This window comes from Streptomyces sp. NPDC056160, from assembly GCF_042268205.1.
Taxonomy (GTDB): Bacteria; Actinomycetota; Actinomycetes; order Streptomycetales; family Streptomycetaceae; genus Streptomyces.
Genome location: NZ_JBHJUW010000193.1, coordinates 1 through 12,628, shown reverse-complemented (window position 1 = coordinate 12,628; position 12,628 = coordinate 1). Strand labels below are relative to the sequence as shown.

Sequence of the window (12,628 nt, the reverse complement as noted above, 5' to 3'; positions counted from 1 at the left end):
TCTGTGGGACACTTTCACTTACGAGGTGCCTTGCTTCGTGGGACTGATGTGGGCGTAGGAACTCCCATCATCCCAGGTCAGCAGGCACCTCTTCTCTTTTCATCGCCCACAGACCGAGTATCACGCGGTGGATCCAGGCTCAGTGATCCGGGCATTTCTCGGCGTGTCTGCTCTGTCGCGGCCGCCCGCGTCACCACGCAGACGGGTGACGGTGCTAGAGTGATGGTGCACCCGTTCCGAACAGGCACGAAAACATGTGTCTGAGACGTTCCGGAGGTGTGCATGCGTCGGTGTGCCCGCCGCCGACCCGGAGCAGCGCCGACCCACCGTGACTGCGAAGGAGCACTGACCATGGCAGTGGAACAGCCCAGGAAGAAGGCGGCCGAAGGGGCTCCGGTGGGGCGCCGGGCGCTGCTCGGCATGCTCGGCGCGGGAGCCGCCGGACTCGCCGCCGCGCCCTATCTCCAGAGCGGCTGGGAGGGCTTCCTCGCCAAGGCCTCCCAGGTCGACGCGACCGGACTGACCGGTCTGCTGCCCAACCCGGGCGGCTTCCGCTACTACAGCATCGTCGGCTCGGTCCCGCACAAGGACGAGACGAACTACCAGCTGAGGATCGGCGGCCTGGTCGAGAGGCCGAAGACGTACACGCTCGCCGACCTGCGTGCGATGCCCCAGACCCGGGTCGTCGCCGACGTGCTGTGCACCGACGGCTGGCGGGTGGACGACACACCCTTCGAAGGGGTGAAGCTCTCCCACCTCCTCGACGACGCCGGGGTGCGCGACAACGGCCAGGCGATCCGCTTCACCTGTTTCGACGGCGCCTACAGCGAGAGCCTCACCCTGGAGCAGGCCCGCCGCTCCGACGTGCTCGTCGCGCTGAACATGCAGGACAAGCCGATCACCCACGAACACGGCGGCCCGGTCCGGCTCTATGTTGCCCCCATGTACTTCTACAAGTCGGCCAAGTGGCTGTCCGGCATCTCGGTCACCGACTCGGTCGTCCCCGGCTTCTGGGAGGAGCGTGGCTATGCGATCGACGGCTGGCTCGACGGCGCCGACCGGCATGCGGCCTGAACGGCTCGGCCGGATCAGGCGGTTCACGGCAGCCGAGCGCTGGGTGCACCGGGCCACCGGTTACCTGATGCTGCTCTGCCTGGTGACCGCCGCCTGCCTCTACTTCGGGCCGCTGGCCCAGCTCGTCGGCCGCCGCCACCTGGTGGCCACGGTGCACGAGTGGTCGGGCATCCTGCTCCCGGCCCCTGTCCTGCTCGGCCTGCTCTCGCCCGCCTTCCGCGCGGACCTGCGCCGGCTGAACCGCTTCGCGGTCTACGACCGGCGCTGGCTGCGCGCGGCCCGCCGCCGGCTGCGCGGCCCCGAGGCGCGGCCCGCCGGGAAGTTCAACGCGGGCCAGAAGCTGTACGCGGGCTGGATCGCCGGAGCGGTGCTGGTGATGATGTCCACCGGCCTGCTGATGTGGTTCATGGGGCTGCTGCGCTCCATCTCCCGCACCAGCGCGATCTTCGTGCACGACGTCCTCGCCTGGGCCATCGCTGCCGTCCTTCTCGGACACATGCGCAAGGCGTACGAGGAGCCGGAGGCGCGGCTGGGCATGCGCACCGGCTGGGTCGACCGCGCCTGGGCGACACGCCATCACGCCAAGTGGCTGGAGGAGGACCCCGTGGGTACCGTGTCCGGAAAGACACGCGAGAACGCTGACGACGGCTGACACGGGATTCCGGTCCCCCTCCCCTGGAGCAGGAAGCACCTCCGTGAGCGGCAGCAGATCGGACCGGGGCGCCCACGAGAGCGGCCCCGCAGGGACGCTGGGCGAGGAACTGGCGGCGGCCCTGCACGATGCCGTCCGCGAGGCCGCCGAACGTCTCGAGGCAGTCACGGCCGCCGTCTACCTGCTTAGCCCCGACGGCACCGAACTGCGGATCGCGATGATCGGCGGCGGCCCGCCCTCCGCGTTCACGCTGCTCGGCCGTATGCCGCTGGACGCCTCCTACGCCTCCGCCCGTGCCCTGGCCGACGGCGAGGTGGCGGTCCTGGCCGACCCGGACGCGCCGCGCGAACACATTCCCGGCTGCACCGTCTGCCCCTACCCCTACCTCGCCGCCGCGGCCCCGCTCACCGCCGCCGGTGTGCGCTTCGGCAGCCTGACCGTGCTCCGCCCCGAAGGCACCGACGACTACGGACCCGGGCGCCGCTCCGGACTGGCCCGGATCGCCGGCAGGCTCTCCACCGCCCTCGCCGCGCTGCACCGGCGGGGCGTCCCGGTGGTCTCCCCGGGACTTCCGGTGCTCGTGCCGGTGCGGGGCGCCGAGTCGTCCGCCGACGCGGACCCCGCCGGGCCCTGGGGCATGTCGGGCGTCGCCGGTTCGGCGGGCCGCAGCCTGATGTTCCCGTTGCAGCGCCTGGCCGACCTGCTGAACCGGGCGACCACGATGGACCATGTCACCGCCGCCGCCAGGTTCTGCGTCATGGCCCCCTTCCAGGCCCGGGCCATGGTGCTGTCCAGCGTGGCCGAAGGACGCATGTGGGTCCTCGGACACAGCGGGGACACCGAGGGACTGGTCCGGGAACTGCACGGCAGCGGCCTGCACACCGGCACACCCGCCGTGCGCGCGGTGGGCGGGAACACCCTGCTGATCGCCGACGGCCCCGGCTGCCAGGCGACCCGCCCCGGCGCGGAGCCGGGCATGTGGCCCGTCACCGCGCACCTGCCGCTGGTCGGCAGCAGACATGTCGTGGACGTCCCCGTCAGCGGGGGCCGGCACGTCGTGGGCCTGTGCACCCTCGCGTACGGCGGCCCCCGCTCCTTCTCGCCCGCCGAACGCGCGGTGCTCACCATGATGGCGGGCCTGCTCGGCTCGGCGGTGGAGCGGGTGGAGCTGAACGCCAAGCGGCAGGTGCTCGCCGAGGGCATCCAGAAGCGGATGCTGCCGTCCGCCCTCGTCGAGGTGCCCGGACTGACCACCACGGCCCGCTACCAGCCGGCCACCGCCACCGCCGAGGTCGGCGGGGACTGGTACGACGTGATCCGGATGCCGGACGACCGGGTCGCGCTGGTCATCGGCGATGTCGAGGGCCACACCATGGAGAGCGCCGCCGCGATGGGGCAGCTGCGCACCGCCGTGGCCGCGTACGCCAGCGAGGGGCACGGACCGGCGGCGCTGCTGCAGCGCACGGCGGGGCTGCTCGCCCGGCTCGGCACCGAATCCCTCACCACCTGCTGTGTCGTTGCCCTCGATCCGGAGGACGGGACGGCCGAGGTGGCGCTCGCCGGCCATCCGGCGCCGCTGCTGCGGCTGCCCGACGGCACCGTACGGGCGCTGGACGCCCCCGCCAACGTACCGCTCGGACTACCGGAGCCGGGGGTCTACCGGGCCCGGGAGCACACCGTCGGGCCCGGCTCGGTGCTCCTGCTGTACTCCGACGGGCTGTTCGAGGCCCGCGAGGACGAGGCCGTCACCCTGGCCGAGGCCGCGGGCCCCGCCGGGGACCTGCCCGACGCCGGTCTCGAGGACCTGGCCGACCGGCTGCTCGGCCGGGCCCCCGGGCCGCGCGGCCTGCGCGACGACGCGGCGCTGCTGCTGGCCCGCTACGAGGGCCCGGACACCGGGCGGGTGCCCAGGACCGGACACCTCTCCATCCAGCGGCGCGATCTGCGGGGGGTGCGGCAGGCCCGGGAGTTCGTGCACGACCGGCTGTGCGGCTGGGGCCTGGCGGACCTGTCGGACGACGTGGAACTCGTCACCTCGGAGATCGTCACCAACGCCCTCGTACACGCGGGCAGCGACGTGGACGTGCGTCTGCGGGTCTACGCGGACCGGCTCCGCCTGGAGGTACGCGACTCGGCGAGCGATCCGCCCGTACCCGCCCTCTACTCCCTGTCCGACGAGGGCTGCGCACGGGCCGAGCACGGCCGCGGGCTCTTCCTCGTCGACGCCCTGGCCGACACCTGGAACACCTCGCCGAACGGGCGCGGCAAGACCGTGTGGCTGGAGATGGACATCCCTGAGGGCGCGGAGGGCCCCAGCCGGTCCGTCGAATGACTCAACGCCCGGCGAGGACACACCTGCTCTGGGTACACGTGTGCGCTTGTCGCTGATGCGGCGACTCACCGTCATGTGACTGATGTGCCGCTGCCGCACCTGCGGCAGAGTCATGGGTGTCGGCCTCCCTCGGGAGGCGAGAACAACCCCCCGGACCTCCCTTTCCGATCGAATACAAGTCTCGCGTCACTGCCTTGACTGGTGACGGATTCCGTGTCAGTCTCTTCTTAGCGAACGGGCGAGGGTCCCCAGGTGGTGGGACACGGAAGCCCGACCTCCCTGTCCCGCCGCTGTCCCCGCACATGTGGTGCCGCTGACAGGCACACACCCACTTCACGATAGGAACGTCATGAGACGACTTCTGACCGTCCTCGCGGCCGGCGTGCCGCTGGCGGCGGCGGTGTACCTGCCCACCGGCGCCTCGGCGGCCACCGGAAGCCAGGTTTCCGCTCCGCTCAACTGCTCGACCGTCTCCGTGAAGGCCCCGTCCGGCACCAAGGTGGAGTCCGTGACGACGGTCCGCCGGGCGGGCGGCACGATCACCGGGACCGGCCTCCTGCAGGGCACGGTCGACGGCGTTCCGGCTTTCTGCGACGTGACGGTCACCCTCACCCACCCGGGTGCCAACGACCACGCCAAGATCCAGACCTGGCTGCCGGTAAAAGGCTGGAACGGCCGTCTCCAGTCGATCGGCGGCAGTGCCTTCGCCGCCGGGGACAACGGCGTCGGTCTGGGCACCGCCGTCAAGAGCGGCTACGCCGCCGCCACCACCGACGCGGGTGTCGGTGACGTCCTCGACACCGGCTGGGCGCTGAACAGCGAGGGCAAGATCGACACCGGTCTGCTGAAGAACTTCGCCGAGCGCTCCCAGCACGAGGCCGCCGTCGTCGCCAAGCAGGTCATCGACGCGGTCTACGGCAAGGCCCCCTCCTACTCGTACTTCACCGGCTGCTCCACCGGCGGACGCCAGGGCTACATGGAGGCCCAGCGCCACCCCGACGACTACGACGGCATCCTCGCCAACGCGCCCGCCGTCAACTGGGACGAGTTCGAGGTCGCCACCCTGTGGCCGCAGGTGGTCATCAACCAGGAGAAGAACCGCCCCACCGACTGCGAGTTCAAGGCCTTCAACCAGGCGGCGCTCCAGGCCTGCGACAAGCTCGACGGGGTCAAGGACGGACTGATCTCGGACGTCGCGCACTGCAACTTCGACCCGCGCCGCCTGATCGGCACCAAGGTCGTCTGTGACGGCAAGGAGGAGACCATCTCCGCGGCCGACGCCGCCGTGGTCCGCAAGATCTGGGACGGTCCCCGGACCACCTCGGGCAAGAAGCTCTGGTACGGCCTTCCGGTCGGTGCCGACTTCTCGGGTCTCGCCGGCGCCAGCCCGTTCGGAGTCCCGGCCGCCTGGACCGCCTCCTGGGTGGCCAAGCAGCCCGGCCTGGACGTCTCGAAGCTGACGTACAGCCAGTTCAACCAGCTGTTCAAGCAGTCCCAGGCCGAGTACGACGAGATCATCGGCACGGACGACCCGGACCTGTCGGCCTTCCGCAAGTCCGGCGGTAAGCTCCTCACCTACCACGGCCAGGCCGACCCGTTCATCCCGACCCAGGGCACGGTGGACTACCGCGAGCGCGTCGAGCGCAAGCTGGGCGGCACGCACCGCGTCGACGGCTTCTACCGTCTCTTCCTCGCCCCGGGCACCGACCACTGCGGACTGCGCGACGGCAAGGTCGACGACCTCGCGGCGCTGACCAAGTGGGTCGAGCAGGGCAAGGCGCCCAGCACCCTCACCGCCACTCTCACCAACGCCGACGGCAAGACCGTCACCCGTGACCTGTGCCGCTACCCGCTCGTGTCCCACTACAAGGGCCACGGCGACCCGGCGGACGCGCGCAACTTCCGCTGCATCCCCGCCGGCCGGCACTGACCCACCCCTCCCCGACAAGCCACCCAGAAAGGCCGGCTCCCCATGACCACGAACACCCGGACGACCGGAACCACCACGGCCGACGGCGAACGCTCCTCCCTGCTGAGGCTGTACCTGATCCGTGGCGTCCTGGCCGTGGTCTGGGCCGTGGCCTTCGCCGGAGCCCATGACACCATCGGCGCCGCGGCCGTCACCCTGCTGGTCGTCTACCCGCTGATCGACGCGGTCTCCTCGTTGATCGACCACCGTGCCCTCCCCGAGGGTTCGGAGCGCAACGTCACGGCGTTCAACGGGGTGCTGAGCACCCTCGCCGCCATCGCGGTCGGCGTGGCCGCGGCCGGCGGGGAGGCGGCGGTGCTCGCCACCTTCGGCGCCTGGGCCGTCGTCTCCGGAGCGGCGCAGGTGACCGTCGGCCTGCGGCGACGCGGCCCCGAGCTGGGCAAGCAGTGGCCGATGCTGATCGCGGGCGGCCTGTCCGTCCTGGTCGGTGCCTTCTACGTCATCCAGGCCGCGGGCGACAACCCCTCGCTCGACGTCCTGTCCGTCTACGCCACGGGTGGCGGTGTGTTCTTCATCGCCCAGGCCGGCCTGCTGGCCTGGAAGGCCCGCCAGCTGCGGACCCAGGCGGTCTGATCCCATACCGCACAAGGGTCCTGACGAAACATCACACGCCTCGGCCCGCACCGTTCATGGTGCGGGCCGAGGCGTTTCCTCTTGGCGTCTTCGCGTCGGGCCGGGGGATCAGACCTTGCGGTAGCGCACCGGCAGGCTGAGCACGCCGCGCATCATCCCGGATGGGATCCACGCCAACGAATCGGCGGGAACGGCGAGTTCGAGGTGGGGCAGCCGGGCCAGCAGCGTGCGCATGGCGACGGCCGCCTCCAGGCGGGCCAGCGGGGCGCCCAGGCAGTGGTGAATGCCGTGGCCGAACGACAGGTGGCGCGCGCCGGTCCTGGCCACGTCGAGGTCCGCGGGGTCGCCGCCGTCGGGCAGGGGGATGTCGTGGCCGGCGGAGCCCAGGGCCACGGCGACGACGCCGCCGCGGGGGATGCGCACCCCGCCCAGTTCGAGGTCCTCGGCCGCGTACCGGTTCGACGACCGCTCGACGGAGGTGTCGTGGCGAAGGAACTCCTCCACGGCGCCAGGCACGAGGTCGGGGCGCTCGCGCAGCAGGGCGAACTGGTCGGGGCGGCGCAGCAGGGCGAGCAGAGCGTTGCCCAGGAGGTTGACGGTGGTCTCATGGCCGGCGATGACCAGCAGGATCGCGGTGCCGACGAGTTCGTCCTCCGAGAGCCGGCCGTCTTCCTCGTCGCGTACGGCGACCAGTGCGGACAGCAGATCGTCCCCGGGCGTGCGCCGCTTGTCCTCGAAGAGACCGCGCAGCAGCGTGTGCAGGCCCGCCAGCGCGGAGCGGTGCCCGGGGTCGGTCACCTGGAGCGCGAGGCTGGACCAGCGGCGGAAGTCCTCGCGGTGTTCCTGTGGTACGCCGAGGAGTTCCGCGATCACGGTGACCGGCAGCGGAGCGGTGAACGCCTCCACGAGGTCGGTCTCGCCCGAGGACGCGAAAGCGTCGAGCAGGTCGTTGGCGATCTGCTCGACGCGTGGGGCGAGTTCGGCGGTACGGCGCGGGGTGAAGGCGCTGGAGACGAGGCGGCGCAGCCAGGTGTGCCGGGGCGGATCCGACTCCAGCATCTGCGCGCCCAGACCCACTTGGGCCCGGTGGAAGAAGAAACCGGCCGCCTCCAGGGTCTCTGCGGCCGGTGTGGCGTCCTTGAGAAGTGCCGGGTGGGTCAGCGCCTGCCGGGCGAGTTCGTGCCCGACGACCAGCCAGCCGTCCACTCCCGGGGCGAACCGCACGGGATGGATGGGGCCCAGGGCCCGCAGCCGTTCGTAGTTCCGTGGTGCGTCCGCCTTGAACTCGGGGCTGAGCACCACCCGGCCGTCGGCTTCGGGGATTCCCCGGGCCTGCTTCGTCATACGTTTCTCCCTGTGCCGAGTTCCTGAGGATCCATCGGCAACACGGACGGCGGACCGGGGAAGGTTCACCGGGGGGCGGGCCGGGGCGGGCCCGCGGTGGTGGCTCAGTCGTCGCCCTGGAGCAGGGACAGGACATGCAGCGCCTCCAGGTAGATCCACACCAGGGTCAGCGTGAGACCGAAGGCCGCCAACCACGACTCCTCGCGCGGGGCGCCGTAGGCGACCGCGTCCTCGATCTGCTTGAGGTCCAGGGCCAGGAAGGCGGCGCCCAGGAGGATGCCGGCGATGCCGAAGGCCACACCGAGCGCGCCGCTGTCGAAGCCGAGGCCGTGTCCGGCGCCGAAGGCGGAGAACAGCAGGTCGGCCGCCATCAGCAGGAGGAAGCCGGTGGCCGCGGCCAGGACGAAGCCGTGGAAGCGGCGGGTGACGCGGATCCAGCGCATCCGGTAGGCGATCAGGACACCGGCCGAGACCGCGAAGGTGCCCAGCACCGCCTGGACGACGACCCCCGGGGAGATGTAGGTCGAGGTGGCACTGGAGATGGCACCGAGGAAGACACCTTCGAAGGCCGCGTAGCCGAGGATCAGCGCCGGGGTGGGCCTGCGCTTGAAGGTCTGCACGAGCGACAGCACGAAGGCGACGAGCGCGGCGCCCACCGCGATGCCGTAGGAGCGGCCGATGTTCGCCTCGTCGACGGGCAGCAGCACCCAGGAGAGCACGGCCGCCAGCGCCACCGTGCCCAGCGTCCCGGCCGTGCGGACGACGACGTCGTCCAGCGTCATCGCGGTGGACGCGGCGGTGGTGTCCTTGGCGGGGAAGACACCGGCGTCTCCGTGGCCGGCGGCGTACGGGTTGCCCGTCGGCTCCGTGGCGGGGGGCGTGCTGGCCACGGAGCCGACCGCGGCGGCGACCGGCTGCGGTTGCGCTTGCCGCGCGGCGGGGTCCTGGCGGCCCTCGCGGCCGAAGCCCCTGCGGGAGAAGATCGGGTTGCTGGTCCTCATGTCGGTGTCCTCCTCGTGTGCCGTATGCACCGCATACGTGCCTGTACGGCACTTTCCCTTGCATCACCACTCTGACAGGTGACGTAAGAGAAAGCAAGGGATGTCACCGGTTTGACCGGTGATTTTCTGGAGGTGATTTGAGAGGTGTGCCGGACCCGGTGCGCCGGGACCGCCGCGCCGTCCGCCGGAAGTTGTCCCAGGTCCGCTTGAGAAGCTCCGCGGCGCGGCACGGCGGGTCATCGGCCGCGCACCGGGCACAGGTGCGCACATGTGTCTCGTACGAGGAGCGCGCCTGGTCGAGCAGGCCCGGTCCCGGCGGTGCGCCCTTCTCCTCCGGTGCCGGACCGCTCATGAGAGGGAGGAGACTTCGAGGACCGCGGAGGTGAACGCCGCGGGCCGCTCCTGGGGCAGGTTGTGGCCGGCGCCTTCGATCACATGGTGCACACGGGGACCGGTGAAGTGGGCGGCGGAGGAGGTGCCGTCGGTCCACGGGATGACGCCGTCGGCCGCGCCGTCGAGGGTGACGGTGGGCACGGTGACCGGCGGCAGGCTGGCCAGCCTGCGCTCGATCTCCGCGTACCGGGGGTCGCCGGGGGCCGCGCCGAGCCGGTGGCGGTAGCTGTGGATCACCGTCTCGACGTAGTCGGGATTGCTCCACAGGGTGGCCGCCTCGTCGAGTTCGGCCTCCGTGAACCGCCACTCGGGGGAGTTGCGGTGCCAGACGACACGGGCGAGTTCCTTGCGGTTCTGCTCCAGGCCCGCGCGACCGCGCTCGGTGAGGAAGTAGAAGAAGTACCAGTAGCCCGACTCGACGGACGGGGCCAGCGGGTTCTGGGCGGCGGCGATGTCCTGGACGAGGTAGTTGTTCACGGAGACCAGGCCCGCGCAGCGCTCCGGCCACAGGGCCGCGGCGACGTCGGCGGCGCGCCCGCCCCAGTCGTAGCCGGCGAACACTGCCCGCCGGATCCCCAGCGCGTCCAGGAAGTCCCGGAGGTCCGCGCCGAGCGCGCCCTGCTGCCCGGAGCGGAACGTGCCCCGGTGCAGGAAGCGGGTCTCGCCGTGACCGCGCAGATAGGGCACGTAGCAGCGGTAGCCCTGGCGGACCAGCGTGGGGACGACCTCGGCGTAGGAGCCGACGGGGCTGAACGGCCAGCCATGCAGGAGGACCACCGGGGTGCCGTGCACCGGACCGGCGACGTGGTACGCGATGCTCAGCACCTCGGTGTGTGCGTGCCGAACGGGGCCGAGTCCCGCGGATTCGCCCGTTGCGGCGGGAGCGGCGGCCTGTTCGGCGTGGACCGCGGCGGCGCGCTGGGCCGCCGGGACGATGCCCGCAGCGGACGCGGCCGCGGCCAGCATGTGAGTGAGTCTGCGCCTGCTGATCATCGAGGGTCCTCCTGCGTCCGTCTTCCGGGAATCAGAGCGCTGCCACGCTCCAGAAGGCATGGCAAGCAGGGAGCGGGGCAGCGGTGGCCGGGTGCGCGCAGAGCCCTGTGCCGCACCCGGGTGCGGTCGACGTGCCCGGCAGTTGGCCGCCGACCGCGGCAGCTCGGTGTGGAGTCCCAGGCACCGGCCGCCCCTGCCGCGCTCCGACACAGGGTTACGGCGGAGCGTGCAGGATCCTCGGAGATGGCCGCCATCGCTTCGGGGGAAGTGAGCGAAGGCGACCACCCCGTACCCCGTCGCCAGGCCAGCCAATTGATCACCATGGCTGCGGGGGGTCTCTATCTGGCTCAACGGGCCGGAGGGCGGGCGGGGTTCACGTCGCGGGGAAGAAATATCCCGTGACCATGGAGCCCGGCCCGCCGCCGCGGGCGCCGTCGGCCGTCCCTGCCGGACCTACAGGCCGAGGTCGGCGGCCAGGCAGCTGAAACGCACCTCGGGGTCGTAGGCGTCGTCCGCCGAACCCCTCGGGCCGGCCTGCGTCTCCTCGACCATGTCGGCGTAGGAGATGCGCTCGGGCAGTTTACCGAACCGCGCCTGCCGGGCCGGGGCTGCACCGTCCACCGTGATCTTGATGTTCATTCGTCGGCCTCCGCTGGGCTCCGCGGCGGATGGTTCCGTCGTGTCCGGATGCCTGAAGTCTGACACCAGCCTGCGTCACCTGTCAAGAAGGTGACGTGCATCTCGGAGTGTGTGGCGGGTTTCCCCGGGCGGGCGCCGTACTGTGAAGGGAACACACATGACTTTCCAGCCATGTGTCGACCAGTCGTACGGAGGTTTCCCGTGTCCGCAGTTCCCGAGCAGGTGTCCGCGTCCCCCGAGCCCGCCCCGGAGCAAGTGCCGCACCTCGGAGGCGACCCGGTCGCCGCGCTGGAGGCCGCCGCCTGGGCGCTGGCCGCCTTCACCGGCACCCTGCGGGACGCGCTGGATACCCCGCTCATGGACGTCCTCGCCGCCGATCCGCAGCGCACCGCCGTGCTGGAGAGCGCGGGACTGGTCCGCCGGGACGGCACCGGGTTCGCCGTGCACCCCTCGCTGACCCCGGCCGACGCGCCCACGGCGCGCAGCGCGGTTCAGGCGCGGCTGAGCGGGCTGCGCCAGGCGGTGTCCGCCGCGGCTGAATCAGCCGGATCGGCGCACGGCGGCTGGTCGGCGCAGCCCGACGAGGTGCTGCTGAACCAGGGCCGGGCCTCGGCCGCCACCGGGCGGGCCCTGGCGGACAAGGTGGTGCCGCGGCTCGCCGGGCTGGGCGAGCGGCTGGCCGCGCCGGGCGCCCGGCTGCTCGACGTCGGCACCGGCGTCGCCGCGCTCGCCGCCGTCCTCGCCGAGCGCTTCCCGCAGGCCCGGGTCGACGGCATCGACGTCCTGGGCCGGGTGCTGCGCCTGGCGCGCGCGGAACTGGCCACGGCACCCGCGGCGGTGGCGGACCGGATCACGCTGCGGGAGCAGGACGTCGCCGAGCTGGCGGAGCAGGACGCCTACGAACTGGTCTGGCTGCCCGCGCCGTTCGTGTCCGAACCGGCCCTGGAAGCGGCCCTGCCGCGGCTGGCCGCCGCCCTGGTCCCGGGCGGCTGGCTGGTGGCGGGCACGAATCCGGCCTCGGAGGACCCGCTGCGCCGGTCCGTCGGCCGCTGGGTAGCGGTGCGCAACGGCGGCAACTCCTACGACACCACCGCGATGGCGACGGCGCTCGAAGCCGTCGGACTGGGGGAGACGCGCACCTTCCCCACCGTCCCCGGCGGCCCGGTCCTGGTGGCGGCCAGGCGCCCGGCGATGGTGTGAGGAACGCGGTCCGGCCCGGCATATGTGTGGGCCTTCGGGTCCACTCATATGCGGTGATGGAGCGTATGAACGGCGACGGCGCGGCGGCAGACCTGGCGCGGGTCGTCCTCACCGCCATGCCGGGCGGAGTCGTGATGCTCCAGACCACCGGCCGCACCGACTACCTCCGAGCCGCCCTCGCCGCCGCGCTGGAACCGCTGCGAGCGCCGGCCGCGGCCCGCGGCTGAACCGCCGGGGATCGGGGCCGCTCCCGGTGCCCGGCCGCTACACCCGCACACGGGACGGCCCGGTTCCGGGCGTCCCGGCACCCGAAGACGACGCGGCCGGGGGCCCCGAGAGGCACTAGTGTCCCGAGTCTTGGGAGGACTGCATATCTAGGATTTGGGGTTCGGTAGGCGGTTCAGGTAGCCGGCGAGGCGTTCGAGGATCTCGTCGGC

General features: G+C 72.0%; 11 protein-coding genes. 7 read left to right on the top strand and 4 right to left on the bottom strand.

The annotated features are described in order from the left end of the window. The first annotated feature begins 351 nt into the window (after window positions 1-351). The 5 genes from ACFC02_RS38700 to ACFC02_RS38680 all read left to right on the top strand — a co-directional run bounded on the left by ACFC02_RS38700 (window position 352) and on the right by ACFC02_RS38680 (window position 6,621). Window positions 352-1,074, top strand: a complete 723-nt coding sequence (locus ACFC02_RS38700) for a molybdopterin-dependent oxidoreductase (RefSeq protein ID WP_376367065.1) — start codon at window positions 352-354, stop codon at window positions 1,072-1,074. Then, window positions 1,028-1,726: a cytochrome b/b6 domain-containing protein gene (locus ACFC02_RS38695; RefSeq protein ID WP_376367063.1), complete on the top strand. Its 699-nt coding sequence runs from the start codon at window positions 1,028-1,030 to the stop codon at window positions 1,724-1,726. Before ACFC02_RS38700 ends, ACFC02_RS38695 begins: the two co-directional genes overlap by 47 nt. A gap of 43 nt (window positions 1,727-1,769) precedes the next feature. Further along, window positions 1,770-4,058, top strand: a complete 2,289-nt coding sequence (locus tag ACFC02_RS38690) for a SpoIIE family protein phosphatase (RefSeq protein ID WP_376367061.1) — start codon at window positions 1,770-1,772, stop codon at window positions 4,056-4,058. Between the two features lie 349 nt (window positions 4,059-4,407). Further along, on the top strand, window positions 4,408-5,988 hold the full coding sequence (locus ACFC02_RS38685; RefSeq protein WP_376367059.1) for a DUF6351 family protein: 1,581 nt from the start codon (window positions 4,408-4,410) through the stop codon (window positions 5,986-5,988). A gap of 42 nt (window positions 5,989-6,030) precedes the next feature. Further along, window positions 6,031-6,621, top strand: coding sequence for a DUF308 domain-containing protein (locus ACFC02_RS38680; RefSeq protein ID WP_376367057.1), 591 nt, complete (start codon window positions 6,031-6,033; stop codon window positions 6,619-6,621). Window positions 6,622-6,729: 108 nt separating this feature from the next. On the opposite strand, the gene ACFC02_RS38675 is transcribed toward ACFC02_RS38680, so the two are convergent. The 4 genes from ACFC02_RS38675 to ACFC02_RS38660 all read right to left on the bottom strand — a co-directional run bounded on the left by ACFC02_RS38675 (window position 6,730) and on the right by ACFC02_RS38660 (window position 10,991). After that, complete coding sequence (locus ACFC02_RS38675; RefSeq protein ID WP_376367055.1) at window positions 6,730-7,965, bottom strand: cytochrome P450; 1,236 nt, start codon at window positions 7,963-7,965, stop codon at window positions 6,730-6,732. Window positions 7,966-8,069: 104 nt separating this feature from the next. After that, window positions 8,070-8,966, bottom strand: coding sequence for a Bax inhibitor-1/YccA family protein (locus ACFC02_RS38670; protein ID WP_376367053.1), 897 nt, complete (start codon window positions 8,964-8,966; stop codon window positions 8,070-8,072). 348 nt (window positions 8,967-9,314) lie between these two features. After that, the gene (locus ACFC02_RS38665; RefSeq protein ID WP_376367051.1) at window positions 9,315-10,352 is read right to left on the bottom strand and encodes an alpha/beta fold hydrolase; all 1,038 of its coding nucleotides are present in this window, start codon (window positions 10,350-10,352) and stop codon (window positions 9,315-9,317) included. A 453-nt stretch (window positions 10,353-10,805) separates the two neighbouring features. Beyond that, on the bottom strand, window positions 10,806-10,991 hold the full coding sequence (locus ACFC02_RS38660) for a hypothetical protein (RefSeq protein WP_376367049.1): 186 nt from the start codon (window positions 10,989-10,991) through the stop codon (window positions 10,806-10,808). A 201-nt stretch (window positions 10,992-11,192) separates the two neighbouring features. On the opposite strand from ACFC02_RS38660, the gene ACFC02_RS38655 reads away from it, so the two are divergent. Both ACFC02_RS38655 and ACFC02_RS38650 read left to right on the top strand, forming a co-directional pair. Next, a complete protein-coding gene (locus ACFC02_RS38655) occupies window positions 11,193-12,191 on the top strand; it encodes an SAM-dependent methyltransferase (protein ID WP_376367047.1) in 999 nt (332 codons plus the stop codon). Window positions 12,192-12,247: 56 nt separating this feature from the next. Next, the gene (locus ACFC02_RS38650; RefSeq protein ID WP_376367045.1) at window positions 12,248-12,418 is read left to right on the top strand and encodes a hypothetical protein; all 171 of its coding nucleotides are present in this window, start codon (window positions 12,248-12,250) and stop codon (window positions 12,416-12,418) included. The last annotated feature ends 210 nt before the right edge of the window (window positions 12,419-12,628 follow it).

Bases quoted from the DNA above. Each gene is read 5' to 3' on its own strand.
- ACFC02_RS38700 (WP_376367065.1), top strand. From the start codon at position 352: ATGGCAGTGGAACAGCCCAGGAAGAAGGCGGCCGAAGGGGCTCCGGTG.
- ACFC02_RS38695 (WP_376367063.1), top strand. From the start codon at position 1,028: ATGCGATCGACGGCTGGCTCGACGGCGCCGACCGGCATGCGGCCTGAA.
- ACFC02_RS38685 (WP_376367059.1), top strand. From the start codon at position 4,408: ATGAGACGACTTCTGACCGTCCTCGCGGCCGGCGTGCCGCTGGCGGCG.
- ACFC02_RS38680 (WP_376367057.1), top strand. From the start codon at position 6,031: ATGACCACGAACACCCGGACGACCGGAACCACCACGGCCGACGGCGAA.
- ACFC02_RS38675 (WP_376367055.1), bottom strand. From the start codon at position 7,965: ATGACGAAGCAGGCCCGGGGAATCCCCGAAGCCGACGGCCGGGTGGTG.
- ACFC02_RS38670 (WP_376367053.1), bottom strand. From the start codon at position 8,966: ATGAGGACCAGCAACCCGATCTTCTCCCGCAGGGGCTTCGGCCGCGAG.
- ACFC02_RS38665 (WP_376367051.1), bottom strand. From the start codon at position 10,352: ATGATCAGCAGGCGCAGACTCACTCACATGCTGGCCGCGGCCGCGTCC.
- ACFC02_RS38660 (WP_376367049.1), bottom strand. From the start codon at position 10,991: ATGAACATCAAGATCACGGTGGACGGTGCAGCCCCGGCCCGGCAGGCG.
- ACFC02_RS38650 (WP_376367045.1), top strand. From the start codon at position 12,248: ATGGAGCGTATGAACGGCGACGGCGCGGCGGCAGACCTGGCGCGGGTC.